At 71.1% G+C, this 15912-nt stretch carries 14 protein-coding genes and 1 tRNA gene; 5 read left to right on the plus strand and 10 right to left on the minus strand.

Going from position 1 to position 15912, the window contains the following annotated elements:
* Positions 1–357 precede the first annotated feature (357 nt).
* The 4 genes from QM621_RS06105 to QM621_RS06120 form a co-directional block, all read right to left on the minus strand.
* Positions 358–431: transfer RNA gene (locus QM621_RS06105), tRNA-Met, on the minus strand.
* 90 nt (positions 432–521) lie between these two features.
* Entirely contained in the window at positions 522–3416 is a 2895-nt protein-coding gene (locus tag QM621_RS06110; protein ID WP_414989478.1) for a UPF0182 family protein, read from the minus strand.
* 45 nt (positions 3417–3461) lie between these two features.
* Positions 3462–4025 carry a PPA1309 family protein gene (locus QM621_RS06115; RefSeq protein ID WP_414989479.1) on the minus strand — a complete coding sequence of 188 codons (564 nt, stop codon included), beginning with the start codon at positions 4023–4025 and terminating at the stop codon, positions 3462–3464.
* Positions 4022–5143, minus strand: coding sequence for a PDZ domain-containing protein (locus tag QM621_RS06120; RefSeq protein WP_414989480.1), 1122 nt, complete (start codon positions 5141–5143; stop codon positions 4022–4024). The genes QM621_RS06115 and QM621_RS06120 overlap by 4 nt, the downstream gene beginning before the upstream one ends.
* Positions 5144–5179: 36 nt before the next feature.
* Here QM621_RS06120 and QM621_RS06125 point away from each other — a divergent pair, with 36 nt between their 5' ends.
* Both QM621_RS06125 and QM621_RS06130 read left to right on the plus strand, forming a co-directional pair.
* Positions 5180–6496, plus strand: a complete 1317-nt coding sequence (locus tag QM621_RS06125; RefSeq protein ID WP_414989481.1) for a zinc-dependent metalloprotease — start codon at positions 5180–5182, stop codon at positions 6494–6496.
* A complete protein-coding gene (locus QM621_RS06130; RefSeq protein ID WP_414989482.1) occupies positions 6497–7054 on the plus strand; it encodes an NUDIX hydrolase in 558 nt (185 codons plus the stop codon).
* Here the strand turns inward: QM621_RS06130 and QM621_RS06135 are convergent.
* Positions 7017–7508, minus strand: coding sequence for a M48 family metallopeptidase (locus QM621_RS06135; RefSeq protein ID WP_414989483.1), 492 nt, complete (start codon positions 7506–7508; stop codon positions 7017–7019). The two genes, QM621_RS06130 and QM621_RS06135, sit on opposite strands and share 38 nt — an antisense overlap.
* Positions 7509–7731: 223 nt before the next feature.
* Between QM621_RS06135 and QM621_RS06140 the strand changes: the two genes are divergently transcribed.
* Both QM621_RS06140 and QM621_RS06145 read left to right on the plus strand, forming a co-directional pair.
* Positions 7732–8631, plus strand: coding sequence for a hypothetical protein (locus tag QM621_RS06140; RefSeq protein WP_414989484.1), 900 nt, complete (start codon positions 7732–7734; stop codon positions 8629–8631).
* 4 nt (positions 8632–8635) lie between these two features.
* Entirely contained in the window at positions 8636–9985 is a 1350-nt protein-coding gene (locus QM621_RS06145; protein WP_414989485.1) for an ABC1 kinase family protein, read from the plus strand.
* Here QM621_RS06145 and QM621_RS06150 read toward each other — a convergent pair.
* Both QM621_RS06150 and QM621_RS06155 read right to left on the minus strand, forming a co-directional pair.
* Positions 9953–11983, minus strand: a complete 2031-nt coding sequence (locus QM621_RS06150) for an ATP-dependent DNA helicase UvrD2 (protein ID WP_414989486.1) — start codon at positions 11981–11983, stop codon at positions 9953–9955. The genes QM621_RS06145 and QM621_RS06150 overlap by 33 nt on opposite strands.
* 56 nt (positions 11984–12039) lie before the next feature.
* Entirely contained in the window at positions 12040–12279 is a 240-nt protein-coding gene (locus tag QM621_RS06155; RefSeq protein WP_414989487.1) for a hypothetical protein, read from the minus strand.
* Positions 12280–12432: 153 nt separating this feature from the next.
* On the opposite strand from QM621_RS06155, the gene QM621_RS06160 reads away from it, so the two are divergent.
* The gene (locus tag QM621_RS06160) at positions 12433–12675 is read left to right on the plus strand and encodes a mycoredoxin (RefSeq protein ID WP_414989488.1); all 243 of its coding nucleotides are present in this window, start codon (positions 12433–12435) and stop codon (positions 12673–12675) included.
* Positions 12676–12837: 162 nt separating this feature from the next.
* Here QM621_RS06160 and QM621_RS06165 read toward each other — a convergent pair whose 3' ends face one another.
* From QM621_RS06165 to QM621_RS06175, 3 genes are read right to left on the minus strand one after another with little or no spacing between them, the layout of a single operon-like run.
* Entirely contained in the window at positions 12838–13380 is a 543-nt protein-coding gene (locus QM621_RS06165; protein ID WP_414989489.1) for a nucleosidase, read from the minus strand.
* Positions 13377–14162, minus strand: a complete 786-nt coding sequence (locus tag QM621_RS06170; protein WP_414989490.1) for a DUF4097 family beta strand repeat-containing protein — start codon at positions 14160–14162, stop codon at positions 13377–13379. The genes QM621_RS06165 and QM621_RS06170 overlap by 4 nt, the downstream gene beginning before the upstream one ends.
* The gene (locus tag QM621_RS06175) at positions 14159–15907 is read right to left on the minus strand and encodes a glycerol-3-phosphate dehydrogenase/oxidase (RefSeq protein WP_414989491.1); all 1749 of its coding nucleotides are present in this window, start codon (positions 15905–15907) and stop codon (positions 14159–14161) included. Before QM621_RS06175 ends, QM621_RS06170 begins: the two co-directional genes overlap by 4 nt.
* Positions 15908–15912 lie beyond the last annotated feature (5 nt).

A 15912-nucleotide genomic window follows, 5' to 3' on the forward strand; every position in this document is an offset into this window, starting at 1 on the left:
CGACGCCGCGCCGGACGAGCCGAAGGCGAGTGCGGCGCGGCGTCGGCGCCGGGGTGGACCTCACGCCCTCGCGGGCGAGCGCCAGCGAGGCCCGCGAGGGCGTGAGGGACTGGTCATAGAGGACCGGTCCCGTCACCGATCAGTGCCCGACCCGATCCCGTGGAGCCGGGCCGAGGCACGAGGCCCGGATCGTCGCCCGCGCGAGCGGATCACCGACCTGGTCCAGCATCCGAGAAAACGACGTGATCTAGGTCACAATCTAGGTCTCTACGCAACACCTTACGCAACTTCGGCCATTTTCGGCCTATTTCAGGCAAAAGCAAAGCCCGGGATTCCTTGGAATCCCGGGCTTTTTAGTAGCGGGGACAGGATTTGAACCTGTGACCTCTGGGTTATGAGCCCAGCGAGCTACCGAGCTGCTCCACCCCGCGTCGGCTTGTCCTACAGTACACGACGGTGTCGGGCAGACAAAATCGAGGCGGTGTGACGTGGCCGACACCAGGCCACACCGCCCGTCGAGATCACTCCGTCAGCGAGTTCTGCGCGCCCTTGATCGCCTCGTTCATCTTGTCGACCTGAGTCTGGTACTCGCCCAGGTCGCCGGCCTCCATGGCCTCCTGGGCGGCGTTGTAGGCCGCAGCGGCCTCGGCCAGCCATTCGTCAGTGGTCTTGTCGGGGGTCGAGTCCTCGCCGTCGGCGTCAGCGTCCTCGTCGGGCACCTGACCCGGCTGCAGGCCGAGCGCCACCGCCAACGCGTCGTCGAGCGTCGTGCCGAAGCCGACGTCGCCGCCCATCGACACCGCCACGAACTGCAGCACCGGGAAGGTTCCCTCGCCCGCGCTGCGCTGGATATAGACCGGCTGCACGTACAACAACCCGCCGCCGACCGGCAGCGTCAGCAGGTTGCCGCGCAGGATCCGGGCCTCCTCGGACTGCTCGAACTGCAACAGCGCCTGCGTGACGCCCTTGTCGCTCTGGAAGGAGTTCGCGATCTGCGACGGGCCGGGCACCTGCGTGTTGCTCGGCAACTGCAGGATCTGCATCGTCCCGTAGTCCTCGCTCGTCGCCTCGGAGTTCACCGACACGAACGACGCCAAGTTCTGACGGCTGTTCGGCAGGAACACGCTCGTCAGCGAGAAGTTCGGCGTCTCCTCCCCCGGGCGGCTCATCGACAGGTAGTACGGCGGCTGCAGCACCGGCGAGTTCTTGCCCTGCGTCGGGTCGCTCGGCACCTTCCAGCGCTCTCCGTCCTCGTAGAACGTCTGCGCGTCCGTCACGTGGTAGCGCGCCAACACGTCGCGCTGCACCTTGAACAGGTCGACCGGATAACGCAGATGGCTCATCAAGTCGTCGCTGATCGTCGACTTCTCCTTCACCGTCCCCGGGAAGACCTCCATCCACGCCTTCAACAGCGGGTCCTCGGTGTCCCACTGGTACAGCTCCACCGTCCCGTCGTAGGCGTCCACGACCGCCTTGACCGAGTTGCGCATGTAGTTGATCTCGTCGGTCGGCAGCGCCGCCTGCGCGCTCGTCTGCGTCAGCGTGTCGGCCGTGGCCTCGCCCAGAGAACGATGCTCGGAGTACGGGTAGAAGTTGCTCGTCGTGTACCCGTCGACGATCCACACCACACGCCCGTCGACCACCGCCGGGTAGACGTCGCCGTCGACCGTCAGCCACGGCGCGACCTTCTGCACCCGGTCGCGCGGATGACGGTCGTAGAGGATCTTCGAGTTCTCGTTGACGCGATCGGACAGCACGATGTTCGGCTCGCCGAACTTCACCGCGTACAGCACCTTGTGGAACATGCCGCCCACCGGCACGCCGCCCTCGCCGTCATAGACGTTCTGCGTGGCCTGCGCCTCGCCGTCGGCCTCGGCCGACTCGTCGCTCGATCCGCCGCCGCGCGGGATGTCGACCTCGACGGGCGCGGCGCCGTCCGGACGTCCCACGATCGAATAGCTCGGGGAGTTCTCGCCGAAGTAGATGCGCGGCGGGACGTCGGTCTCGATCTCGCCCACCGGCGGGATGTCCTTCTCCACCCACACCGGCGCGCCCTGGTCGCCGCGCTGGTTGCCGCGCGCCGCGATCACGCCGTATCCGTGGGTGTAGACGGTGTGGTCGTTCGACCACGTGCGCTCGCTCGGCTGCAAGCCCTCCAAGTCGACCTCGCGCGCGGCGATGATGACGTCCTGCGGCGTGTCGCCGCCCTCCAGCGCGTACCGGTCGACGTCGAGCGTCTGCGGCACCGTGTAGTAGCCGCGCACCTGCTGCAACTGCTGGAAGGCGTCGGAGATGAGCGTCGGGTCCAGCAGACGGCTGCTCACCCGCGACTCCGCCGACGCGCTCAGCTCCTGCGGCGTCAGCTCGGTCTTGGCCGAGTAGTCCTCGACCGTCGAGTCGGCGACGTCGTAGGCGTCGCGGGTCGCCTCGATGTTGTGGGCGATGTACGGCCCCTCCTTGTCCGGCTCGGACGGCTTGACCTGGAAGGACTGCATCGCGTATGGCCAGATGCCTCCGATGACGACCGAGGCGACCAGGAGCCCCGCCAGGCCGATTCCCGGCAGTGTCCACGACTTCATGAAGACGGAGGCGAAGAACAACAGCGCGACGACGATCGCCAAGACCGTCAGCACGTCGCGCGCCGGGATGCGCGCCATCGCGTCGGTGTGGCCGATGCCGTCGAACAGTGCCGAGTTGCCGACCGCGTAGCCGAAACGGTCGAGGTAGTAGCCGAACGCGCGCAGCAGCAGGCCGATGCCGACCAGGACCGCGATCTGCGTCTTCGCCGCCCGCGTCATGCGCACGCCGCCGACCACACGGATCGCGCCGAACACGTACAGCGTGAACACCGTGACCGACAGCGCGACCACGAGCATCGTGAAGCCGAAGCTCGACAGGAACCGCAGCCACGGGTAGTCGAACATGTAGAAGCCGACGTCTCGTTCGAAGTGCGGATCCTTCACGCCGAACGAGCCGCCCGCGCGCCACAGCAAGTACGTCTGCCACTGGCCGGAGGCGACCGACCCGGCGAACGCGGCGAACAGCAGCGACGCCGCGACGGTGATCGGACGCAGGATCGGGGCCAACGCCTGGCGGTAGCGGACTGCGGGATCGTCGCGTCGCGTCGGCGGGCTCGACGGGCGGAACCGCCACGCCAGATGCGCGCTGCCCGTGACGAACAGGCTGAAGAACAGGCCGAACACGACGAACAGTCCGATCCGCGTCACCAGCACCTTGGTGAACACGTCGGTGTAGCCGACGGATTGGAACCAGAGCCGCTCGGTGTAGACGTTGGCGAGCAGCGACCCGACCACCGCCAGCACGGCGACGGTCACGAGGGTCGGCATCAGCACTCGTCGTCGGCGCTCCGGGACGGGCTGCTGCGGGGGCTGGGCGGTACCGAAGATGTCGCTCACTGGGCTCCTGAGTCGGATGAGTCCGTGGACGTCGGCAACTCTACGTCACGTCGTCTCAGTCAAGGTCTGGTCGAGGAGGGCGACCAGCTCGGGCACCAGGTCGGGCCCTTCGAGCAGGTCCGAGTCGTCCGAGCCCTCCCCCGCCGCGCGACGGCGGACCGTCGTGTGGGCCTTCCCTCCGCGCAGCACCGCGGCGACGAGCCGCACGTCCTCGCGGTCGGGGTGGGCGGCGGCCGCCTCGGCCACCAGCGCGGGGTCGGCGGGCAGATCCTCCTGCGCCGACGGCGGCAGCATGACCCGCTCGAGGGCGACCGCGCAGCCGTGCACCGAGTCCGGCCAGCTCAGCCGGGTGAGCGCCTCCTCGAAGCCGGGGTCGACGGGCACGCCGTCCTGCTCGACCGGCGTGAACGAGCCGTCGGAGCCGTCGCCGAGCTGCTCGGCCAGACCCGGCTGGCTCGCCACGAGGTCGGCGGTGCGCACCAACGCGAACAGCCGTGGCGGCTGGTCCCACCCCTCGGCGGCCACATGCGCCTCCACCTCCAGCGCCGCGCGGCGCAGCGGCGAGTCGGGGCGCAACTCCAGGACAGGGGTCTCCTCGCCGTCGCTCATGAGCAGGTCTCCACCGGGGCGTCAGCGTCCTCGGCCAGCGCCTCCAACGCCGCGATGGCGTCGTCGAGCGTCTCGACCCTCACCAGGGTCATGCCGAAGTCGTCGCCCTGGACCGCCTCGGCGCAGTTCTCCGCGGGGACGAGGAAGATCTCGATGTCGTCGGCCGACGCGCCCGCCATCTTCTGCCGCACGCCGCCGATGGGGCCGACCACGCCGTCGGGGCTGATCTCGCCGGTGCCGGCCACCCGATGGCCGCCGGTCAGGCTGCCGGGCGTCAGCAGGTCGTAGATCGCGAGGGCGAACATCGTGCCGGCGCTGGGGCCGCCGATGGAGTCGCCGACGTTGTTGGTGACGCTGACCGGCAGGTCGAAGCTCGACGACAGGCCCACGCCGATACGCGGCTTGTCCGGGTCGTCCTCGTCGGGCCGCGTCGTGACCACGACCTGCTGGGCCGCGTCGTCGCGGGTGATCGCGAGGGTCACCTCGTCGCCCGGCGTCAGCGCGCCGATCACGTCGACCGCCTCCTGCGGCGCGTCGACCGGCGTGCCGTCGACCGACCGCAGGACGTCGCCGTCCTGCAAGACCTCGGCGGACGCGCCCTCCTCGTCGACGCCGCTGACGACCACCTGCTCGGGCACCTCGTAGCCGAGCGCCCGCAGCGCAGCGACCGCCGAGTTGTCCTTCGAGGAGGCCAGCTGCGCCGCCGAGACCGCGTCGGACTCCTCGGCGGTCTCGTCGTCGGGGTAGAGGAAGTCGCGCGGGACGAGGTTCACGTCGTCGTCGGCATAGGCCCACAGCGCCTCGACGAAGCTGACCGAGCCCTCCGGCGACGTGACCGAGACGGTCGTGAAGTCGAGCGTGCCGTCGGTCGGGTACAGCTCGGCCCCCTCGATGCTGAGCATCGGCTGGTCGTCGAACTCGCCCAGCGTGTCGAACACCGGCCCCGGCTGCATCGTCGCGTAGGGCACGGGCAGCAGCATGGCGACGCCGGCGAGGACGATGCTGGTGACCGCGGCGACGGCGACCGTCAGATAGCGGTCGCTGGCTTTCGGATCGGACTGCGGCTCGTCGGCGGCGTCGGTCGGGGCGTGCGTGCTCGGTGGGGGCGTCTCTGACACGGCCCCCACGATAGGCCAGACCGCTATCGTGGGGTCATGTCCGATCTCAGCCGCCCCGACGACAGCGGCGACGACGCCCCCCAGAACCCCTTCGCCGGAACGCCCTTCGAGGCGATCTTCGCCCAGTTCGGCTCGGCCGGAGCCATGCCCGGCGCGATGGGCGGACAACTGCCCGACCTCACCGCGCTGATGGCGCAGATGCAGCGTATGTTCACCCCGCACGAGGGCACGATCAACGGCGACCTCGCCCTCGACATCGCCCGGCACACCTCTGCGGCGGCCGGCGCCGACCCCTCGCCGACCGCCGCCCAGCAGGCGGCCGTCGCCGACGCGGTCCAGCTGGCCGAGATGTGGCTCGACCACGCCACCGACCTGCCGCGCGGCGCCACCACCAGCGCGGCGTGGAGCCGGGCCGAGTGGATCACCCACACCGCCGGCGCCTGGCGCGTCCTCGCCGAGCCGGTCGCCGAGCACGTCGTGGAGGCGATGGGGTCGGCGATGAGCGACGAGATCCGCAGCTTCGCCGGCCCGCTGGTCGGCATGCTCTCGCAGACCGGCAGCGCGATGTTCTCCCAGCAGCTCGGCCGCGGCCTCGGCGAGCTGTCCGGCGAAGTCGTCTCCTCGACCGACATCGGCCTGCCGCTCGGCCCCGACGGGGTCGCGGCGGTCCTGCCCGGCGGCATCGCGGCCTTCGGCGACGGATGGGAGCAGTCCGCGACCGACCTGCTGCTCTACGTCGTCTTGCGCGAATGCGCCCACCACCGGTTGTTCGCGGCGGCCCCATGGCTCAAGCCCGCGCTGGTCGCCGCCGTCGAGGAGTACGGGCGCGGCACCCGCATCGACCTGTCGTCGATGCGGGAGAAGGCCGCCGACTTCGACCCCTCCCGTCCGCAGGAGATCCTCGAGGCGGTGCAGAACGGCCTGTTCGACCCCGAGCCCACCGCCGACCAGCGGCAGGCGCTCGCGCGGTTGGAGCATCTGCTGGCGCTGGTCGAGGGCTGGGTCGACGAGGTCGTCGCGCAAGCCACCGTCGACCGCATGCCCGCCGCGGTCGCGCTCGCGGAGTCGATGCGCCGCCGCCGGGCCACCGGCGGCCCGGCCGAGCAGACCTTCGCCAGCCTCGTCGGCCTGCGCCTGCGGCCACGTCGCTCGCGTGACGCGCTCGGCCTGTGGGCGGCCGTGCGCGACCGGCACGACGCCGCCACCCGTGACCGGTTCTGGCAGCATCCCGACGTCATCCCGACGCCTGCCGACCTCGACGACCCGTTGGGCTTCGCCGAGCGCGCGGGCACGCCCGACGCCGACGGCGACGACTTCGACGACGCGCTGCGCCGCTTGCTCGACGAGGGCTGAGTGGGCCCGCTCCACGCCGACGCGGCCGCGTGCCTGTCCGGCTGGACCGCGTCGGACGCCGCCCAGGAGTCGCTCCGGCAGGACTACCTGCGGCTGCTGGCCGACCGGCCCGACGCGATGTGGCGCACCTGCCATCCCGACCATCTGACCGCGAGCGTGCTGGTGTTCTCCGCCGACCTGCGTCGGGTCGCGCTGACCCTGCACGCGAAGGCGGGCCTGTGGCTGCAGACCGGCGGCCACTGCGAGCCCGACGATCGGACGCTCGCCGGGGCCGCGCTGCGCGAGGGCGCCGAGGAGACGGGCGTCGACGGGTTGTCCGTCGACCCCGTGCCCGTGCTGTTGTCGCGTCACGAGGTGCCGTTCTGCGGCCCTGTCCAACCGGCCCACCATCTCGACGTGCAGTTCGTCGCGGTGGCGCCGCCCGACGCTCGGCTGACGGTCAGCGAGGAGTCCGCCGACCTGGCCTGGTTCGCCGTCGACGACCTGCCCGTACAGACCGACGAGGCGGTGCGACGGCTGGTCAGCTCAGGTGGGCGACGCCTGCGAGGAAGCCTTTGACCCACTCGGCCTTCGGGTGGCGGTCGGCGAGCTCCCAGAACGTCGGCGTGTGGCCGTCGGTGACGACCAGATGCGCCAACTCGTGCAGCAGCACGCACTCGACCACGTCGGCGGGCATGCCCCGGACGCGGTCGGACAGCCGGATCTCGCCGGTGTCGATCGAGCACGATCCCCAGCGCCGCTGCTGATTGCCCACCCACCGCACCGAGGTGGGCCGCGCCGCGCCGTCGAGGTGCCGCCGGGACAACTGAGCGGCCAGTTCCATGAGGTCGTCGTCGCTGCGACGGGCTTTGCGCTCGCGCCGTTCGACCTTGGCGACCATGTCGTCGACCAGCGCGCGCTCGGCCGCCAGGTCGAGCCCCGCCGGGACCATGACCACGACCCTGTCCCCCTCGCGCCGCGCGGCCACCGTGCGCCGACGCCGTGCCGACCGACGGATCTCCACCTCGTCCATGCCCCGAGCCTACGACGCGCCTCGGACGCGCCTCGGAACTGCGGGAACACTGAATCCTTGCCACTCACCCACAGGTTCGTCCACATGCCCGCTCGGCGATTCGCACAGGAAATCCACACCCTTGTCCACAACAGTGGAAACTCTGAAGGCGAACATGAGAGAACCGCTCAGATCTGTGGATAAGCCAGGTGACAGCCTCGGCGATCAGCGCCACAGTGAGACCATGACCTCCTCGCCCCACCTCGCCCTCCCTCCCGGCGCCCGCGTCGCCCGGCACGACGCCCGCCGCCTGCGCGTCGGCTCCCGACCCGGTGTCCTCGTCGACGACTCCCCCGGCGCCCGCGCGGTGCTACTGGCCGTCGACGGGGTCCGCGACCGCGACCGCGTGCGCTCGGCCGCCGCCAAGACCAGCGGCGAGCCCGTCGAGGCGATCGACCGACTCCTCGACCGACTGATCGACTGCGGCGCCGTCCTGGCGAACGCCCCGTGGACCCGGCTGCGCGCGCCCGCCGACGAGATCCAAGCCGCCGTCCTGCGCGGTCGCGACCCGCACGCCCTCTCCGGCCGGTCGCACGCTTCGCTGACCACGCACGCCGCCCTCGGCTGCGCCGACCTCGCCGAGCTGATCGCCCTCTCCGCCCGTGTCGGCGGGGTGTCGCCCCGCCCCAACGGCGGCCCGCGCCTGCACGTCGTCGCCACGCCCGGCGAACCGCCCCGAGACGACGTCGACGAGCTGACCGACACCGGGGCGACCGTCCTTCCCGTCGGGCTGATCGAGGGACGTTGCGTCGTCGGCCCGTGGATCGTCCCTGGCCAGACGCCCTGTCTGCGCTGCGCGGACCTCACGCGGGCCACCTGGGAGCCCGGCTGGACCGGCCACTGGCCCGACCTCGACCGCCCCGACCGGCCGCACGCGGTCGGCGTCGAGCTGCTCCAGGCGGTCGCCGCCTTCGTCGTCTCCGACGTGCTGGCGGCCTGCGACGGACGTCTGCCCCGCACGCACTCGGCGCGTTTCCTGCTCGGCCCCGAACCCGACCAGGCGCACCGCTCCCGCGTCGACCTCCATCCCACCTGCGTCTGCCACGCGGCTCCGTCCCCCTCCACCGCCGAACCCGTACCCTGAGCAGGTGGGCAACCAAGAGGGCGAACGCCCCAGCGCCGTCCCCGGGGGCGTCGTGGGACGCACCGCACGACTCGCCGCCCTCCCGATGAGCTTCGCCGGACGCTCGGCGCTCGGCGCCGGAAAACGCATGGTCGGCCGCCCCGCCGAAGCGGTCATGAGCGACGTCCAGCGCCGCACCGCCGAGCAGGTCTTCTCGGTCCTCGGCCAGCTCAAGGGCGGCGCGATGAAGTTCGGCCAGGCGATGAGCGTGTTCGAGGCGGCCCTGCCGGAGCAGTTCGCCGAGCCGTATCGCGAGGCGTTGACGAGATTGCAGGACGCCGCGCCGCCGATGCCCGCCGCGACCGTGCGGAACGTGCTGGAGATCGAGTTCGGCGACTTCTGGCGCGAGCGGTTCCGCGACTTCGACGAACGCCCCGTCGCGGCGGCCTCCATCGGCCAGGTCCATCGCGCGGTCTGGCATGACGGGCGCGAGGTCGCGGTCAAGCTGCAATATCCCGGAGCGGCGAAAGCGCTGCGCGCCGACCTGCGCCAGATCAGCCGCCTGTCGCGCCTGTTCGGCGTGTTCGCGCCGGGCCTCGACGTCAAGCCTCTCGTCGCCGAGTTGCAGGCCCGGGTCAAGGAGGAGCTCGACTACTCGCTGGAGGCGCTGTCCCAAGAGCAGTTCGCCGCCGCCTACGCCGACCACCCTGACTACGTCGTGCCCGGCGTGGTGGCGCACAGCCAGCGGGCGTTGGTCACCGACTGGCTGGATTCCGACGGCTCGCTCGCCGACGTCGTCGCCGACGGCTCGCAAGCCGAGCGCGACCGTCGCGGCGAGCAGTTCGCTCGCTTCCTCATCGGCGCCCCGCGCCGCGCGGGCCTGCTGCACGCCGACCCGCATCCGGGCAACTTCCGGCTCTGCCCCGACGGGCGGCTCGGCGTGGTCGACTTCGGCGCCGTGGCCGCTTTCCCCGACGGACTGCCGCCGGCCATCGGGACGCTGATGCGCGCCGCCGCCCGCGACGACGCCGACCAGGTCGTCGAGGGACTGCGCGCCGAGGGCTTCATCCTGCCCGGCACCCAGATCGACCCCGAGCAGCTGCTCGACTACCTGCGTCCCTTCGTCGAGCCCGCGCTGACCGACGAGTTCAGCTTCGGCCGCGCCTGGCTGCGCGAGCAGACCACCCGCGTCATGACCCCGACCAAAGAGGGCATGGGGCTGGCGCTCAAAGTGAACCTGCCGCCGTCGTACCTGTTGATCCATCGCGTGTGGACAGGCGCGATCGGCGTGCTGAGCCAGTTGGGCGCGACCGCGCCGTTCCGGCAGATCCTGCTCGACGAGCTACCCGGATTCGCCGACGATCTCCAAGACTGAGGCGCCGAACTCCTCGAGTTTGCGCCGCCCGACACCACTGATCCGCAGCAGCGAGGCCTCGTCGGCGGGCTTCGCCTCGGCGATCAGCTGCAAGGTGTGGTCGTTGAAGACGACGTAGGCAGGGACCTTGCGGTCGGCGGCGACCTCGGAACGCCAGCCGCGCAGACGCTCGAACAGCTCCTCGTCATAGGTGACCGGACAGTCGGCGCAGCGTCCCCGCTTGCGGTCCGCCGACGTCGCCAACTCGTCGCCGCACACCGGGCAGCGGCGCACCTTGCGGTCGCCGCCGCGGGTGGCGCGAGCCGCGTGCGCAGGCGGCAGCAGGGTGTCGAGGAAGCGCGTCGGGCGACGTTGGGAACGTGACCCGGGCGTGCGCGCGGTGGCCCAGGCGAGGTAGAGCTTGTCGCGGGCGCGGGTGAGGCCGACGTAGAACAGCCGCCGCTCCTCCTCGACCGCCTCGGGGGTCTGGGCGTGGACGATCGGCATCATGCCCTCATGCAGTCCGGTGCAGAACACCGCGTCCCACTCCAGGCCTTTCGCGGAGTGGAAGGTGGCCAGCGTGACGCCGTCGGCGGTGGGCGCGTGCGCCGACTCGGCCCGGCGCTCCAGGTCGGCGACGAGCGCGGCGATGGTGGCGTGCGGGTCGGCCTCGACCAGATCGGCGGCCATCGAGGTGAGCGCGTGCAGCGACTCCCACCGGTCGCGGGCGGCGCCGGCGTTCTTCGGCGGCTCGTCGGTGTAGCCGAGACCTGAGAGCACCGCGCGCACCTCCGACATGAGGTCGCCGTCGGCCGAGGCCGAGGTGGCGGCGCCACGCAACAGAGTGACCGCCTGACGCACCTCGGCACGCTGGAAGAAGCCCTCGACGCCGCGCAGCACGAACGGGACGCCGCGCGAGCCGAGCGCCTCCTCGAAGGCCTCCGACTGGGCGTTGACGCGGAACAGCACCGCCATCTCGCGATACGGCGTGCCCGCGCGGCGCAGGGCGACGATCTCCTCGGCGACGCCAGCGGCCATGGCGGGCTCGTCGGCGTAGCCGGTGTAGTCGACCGGGACGCCGGGCTCGCGCTGGGCCTTCAAGGTGACGCCGGAGCGGTCGTGACCTGCGAAGACGGCGTTGGCGGCGGCCACGATCTGCGGGGTGGAGCGGTAGTTGCGCACCAGCTCGACCCGTTGGGCGTCGGCGAAGCGCTGGGCGAAGGTGCGCAGCGTGGCCGGCGACGCGCCCGCGAAGGTGTAGATGGTCTGGTAGGGGTCGCCGACGACGCAGACGTCGGAGCGGCCGCCCATCCACAGGTCGAGCAGGGTGGACTGCAACGGGTTGACGTCCTGGAACTCGTCGACGACGAACCAGCGGTACTGGGCGCGCACCTGCGCGGCGACCCGCTCGTCGCTGTCGAGCATGGAGGCGGTGAACAGCAGGATGTCCTCGAAGTCGAGCACGCGGCGGTCGCGCTTGAGGTCCTCATAGGCCCGGTAGACCGCGCCGACGTCGGCCCGGTCGAGGTCGCCGACCGAGCGGTGCGCGGCCTTCGCGGTGTAGACGTCGGGGGTGACGTTGCTGACCTTGGACCACTCGATCTCGGCGGCGAGGTCGCGCACGGTGGCGTTGTCGGGACGCAGGCCGGTGCGGCTGGCGGCGGAGGCGACGAGCGCGAACTTGGATTTGATCAACTCCGGGAACTCGCCGCCGTAGACCTGCGGCCAGAAGTAGCGGAGCTGGCGCAGCGCGGCGGAGTGGAAGGTGCGCGCCTGCACGCCGGGCGCGCCGAGCTGGGCGAGGCGTCCGCGCATCTCGCCTGCCGCCCGGGTGGTGAAGGTGACCGCGAGGACTTCCTGCGGCTTGTAGACCCCCGTCCGGACGCCGTACGCGATGCGGTGGGTGATCGCCCGCGTCTTGCCGGTGCCGGCGCCCGCGATGACCACGACCGGCCCTTTCAGCGCGACCGCGACCTCACGCTGCTCGGGGTCGAGCGCGTCGAGCAGGGAGTCGGACACAGGCTTCCTCAGGGTCGTCGAGCAGGGACTGGCCCAGTTTAGAGGCGACGGTGCGCTCAGTCAGAGTCCCGCCAGTACCACTCGTGGCACCTGACGCCTTTCTCACGCAGCCAATCCTTCGTGTCCAAGCTTCTCCCCCAATGGCTGAAGGTTTCCGCCTGCGCTTCGATCAACTCGACCGGATCATCGTCAGGACCACCACCGAGAGCAGCCACGAGCGCGACCACGTCGGCACTCCTGATCGTGATGATGTGCTCACCATGCCACCCCGGACCCGGCAAGTAGTCGAGAACCACGTCTCCATTCGATTTGCGATAAGGCTTCACTGACAACCTCCTTCGACGACGAGGCAACAGCCTACTCTCGACCACCGTCGGCCATCCGCTCAATGAGGGAATCGGCGGGCCTCGGTCGTGGTTGACTCCGAACGAGAAATCACAGGAGACGACATGAGCGATACCTTCACGATGTACACGACCACGTGGTGCGGCTACTGCCACCGGCTGAAGAAGCAGCTGGAGCGCGAGGGCATCGCCTTCGAGGAGGTCGACATCGAGGCGCGGCCGGAGACGGCGAAGATCGTCGAGGAGGCCAACGGCGGCAACCAGACCGTCCCGACGCTGGTCTTCGCCGACGGCACCGCCCTCACCAACCCCAGCGTCGCGCAGGTCAAGGCCCAGCTCGGGGTGTGACGCTGGATGAGGATGAGCTCATGACTCGGCTCGACCGCATCACCTCCCACCCCGATTGAGCGTCATACAGCCAACGTGGCGACTGCCTTGTCGACCAACGATCGCGTCGAGATCACCCCTACGCACATCGTGATCCACCGCTGAGCCGCCGCACGACACAGCTCAGAGCAACGCGTTCGCCCGCAGCCAGTCGCCCAGCGCGCGGGCGCTGGCGTCGACCTGGGCGGGCCAGTCCGTCGCGGTCTCGTCGGCGTGATCGCTGACGTGTTTGACGAGGCGCACCGGGACGCCCGCGCGCTGGCAGGCGCGGGCGACGGCGAAGCCCTCCATGTCGACCAGGCCGGCCCGCCGAGCCAGCGCGTCGCGCAGGGCCGGGTCGCTGACGAAGACGTCGCCGGTGGCGAGCACCGTGCCGTCGCCTCCGGGGATCGTCACCTCGTCGACCGCCTCGCCGCCGAGGAAGCGGATCGCTTCGGAGCTGAAGTCGTGGTTGAGCGCCACCGACGGACAGAACAGCCCCGTGCGGCCGTCGAGCGAGCCCGCCGTGCCGATGTTGAGCACCACCGACGGACGCTCGGCCGCGATCGCCTCGGCCACCGCCGACGCCGACTCGACCTTGCCGATCCCGCTGACCAGCAGCCGCAGACCGTCGGGCACATAGGTCGCCTCGGCCGCGACGGCCGCGACGACGAGGGGTCGGCTCACCGACTGACCAACTCGATGTCGCCGCTCTGCGACTCGGAGAGCAGGAAGCCGACGGCCTCGTCGCCTCCGTCGGGGACCTGGTTGTCGACCGTCCCGGACTCGCTCGTGGCGTCGACCGCGTAGGCGATGTCGCCGGGAGGCAACGACACCGCCACGTCGCCTGAGCCGGTGATGGCCTTGACGCCGAACGGCTGGATGGAGAAGCCGAGGTCGACGTCGCCGGAACTCGTCGTCACGCCGATGTCGACCACTCCCAAGTCCTCGCCACGCACGTCTCCGCCGCCGGAGCGCACCGTGACGAGACCAGCGACGCCGTCGAGCACGACGTCGCGCCCCGCCGTCGCGAGTTCGAACTCGGTGTCGGCCGGGACGCCGATCACCACCGACCCGCCGCAACCGGGGATCAGCCAGCCCTTGCAGGACGCGCTCACACGGATGTCGCCCCGGTGCTTCTTCGCGGTCATCGTCGTGTCGAGCCAGCCGCCGACCACCTCGGCCTCGACGGTGACCTCCGAGCCGCCGACCGGGACGACCGTGATGTCGAGCCCTTCGACCAGCAGCCGGAGCGGCTCGGCGGGGTCGAGCCCGAAGGACTGCTCGACAGTGTCGCTGGTGCGGCTGAGCCGGCCCACCGCCAGCACGACCGCGACGACGATCAGCGCCACCGCCATGGTCGTGGCGACGGAGATCAGCGTCAGCGCCAACGGCGAGCGGCCGTCCTCGTCCTCCTCGTCGTCGAGGGCGTCGAGGTCCGGGACGTGGGGTTCGTCGACCTCGCTCACCCGCTCCACACCGCCTCGGCCGCACTCAACACCGGCACGACGTCGGCCGCGCCCATGCGCGCGGCGTCGGCGGTCTCGTCGTCGGGCATCGTCTGGCTCTCCCGCTCGGCCTCGATCCGCTTGAGGTAGTGCTCGACCTCGCGCTGGCGCTGCTCGTCGCTCCAGCCCAGGACGCCGCCCATCAGCCCGGCGACCTCCTCGGCCGCCTCGACGCCACGGTCGAAGGTCTCGAAGGAGATGTGCGTGCGACGGGCGATGACGTCGTCGAGGTGACGGGCGCCCTCATGGCTGGTGCCGTAGACGACCTCGGCGCGCAGGTAGTCGTCGGCGCCGACGAGCGGCACGGCCAGGCTCGGGTCGGCGTCGATCAGCTCCAGCACCTCCAGCGTGAGCGAGCCGTAACGGTTGAGCAGATGCTCGATCCGGCCGACCCGCAGGCCCGCCGACTCCGCCAACTGGTGACGCTTGTTCCACAGCGCCTCGTAGCCGTCGGCGCCCAGCAGCGGGACGTCCTCGGTGCAGCAGGGCGGCACCAAGCGGTCGAGATCGGCGCTCATCGCGTGCACAGCGGCGTCGACGGCGTCCTTGGCCATGACCCGGTAGGTCGTGTACTTGCCGCCGGCGATGACGACGAGTCCCTTGGTGCTGGTGGACACGGCGTGCTCGCGCGACAGCTGGCTCGTCGCGTCGGACTCCCCGGCCAGCAGCGGGCGCAGGCCCGCGTAGACGCCCTCGACGTCGTCGTGGGTGAGCGGCTCGACGAGGACCGAGTTGACGTGGTCGAGCAGATAGTCGATGTCGCTGCGGCTGGCGGCGGGGTGGTCCTTGCTGAGCGACCAGTCGGTGTCTGTGGTGCCGATGAGCCAGTGGCGGCCCCACGGGATGACGAACAGGACCGAGGTCTCGGTGCGCAGGATGAGGCCGGACTCGCCCCGGATGCGGTCGCGCGGCACGACGAGGTGGATGCCCTTGGAGGCGCGCACGTGGAACTGGCCGCGCTCGCCGGCGAAGCCCTGCGTCTCGTCGGTCCAGACGCCGGTGGCGTTGACGACCTGGCGGGCGCGGACCTCGATCTCGCGGCCGGTCTCGAGGTCGACGACCTTCGCGCCGACGACGCGTCCGCCGTCGCGCAGCAGGTCGACCACCCGCGAGCGGGTGGCGACGTGCGCGCCGTAGGCGGCGGCGGTGCGGGCGATCATCATGGTGTGCCGGGCGTCGTCGACCTGGCCGTCGTAGTAGTGCAGAGCCCCGACGAGGGCGTCCTTGCGCAGCGCGGGCATGACCCGGCGGGCGCCGCGCCGCGTCAGGTGGCGGTGGTGCGGCACGCCGCGCGAACGGCCCGACAATTTCGCGAGGGAGTCGTACAGCAGCACGCCGGAGCCCGCGTAGAAACGCTCCCAGACGCGGTGGGTGAGCGGGTAGAGGAAGGGCACCGGCTTGACCAGGTGGGGGGCCAGCTTCTCGATGAGCAGGCTGCGCTCGGCGAGCGCCTCGGCGACGAGACGGAAGTCGAGCATCTCCAGGTAGCGCAGGCCGCCGTGGATGAGCTTGCTGGACCGGCTGGACGTGCCGGAGGCGAAGTCGCGCGCCTCGACGAGGCCGACCGACAGGCCGCGGGTGGCGGCGTCGAGCGCCGACCCCGTGCCGACGACGCCGCCGCCGATGACGAGGACGTCGAGCTGCTGGCCGGACATGGCGTCGAGCGCCGCCTGGCGCTGCGAGGGTGACAGGGCAACCGAAAGCATGGGCC

The sequence above is a fragment of the Aeromicrobium sp. genome, assembly GCF_047606445.1.
Taxonomy (GTDB): Bacteria; Actinomycetota; Actinomycetes; order Propionibacteriales; family Nocardioidaceae; genus Aeromicrobium.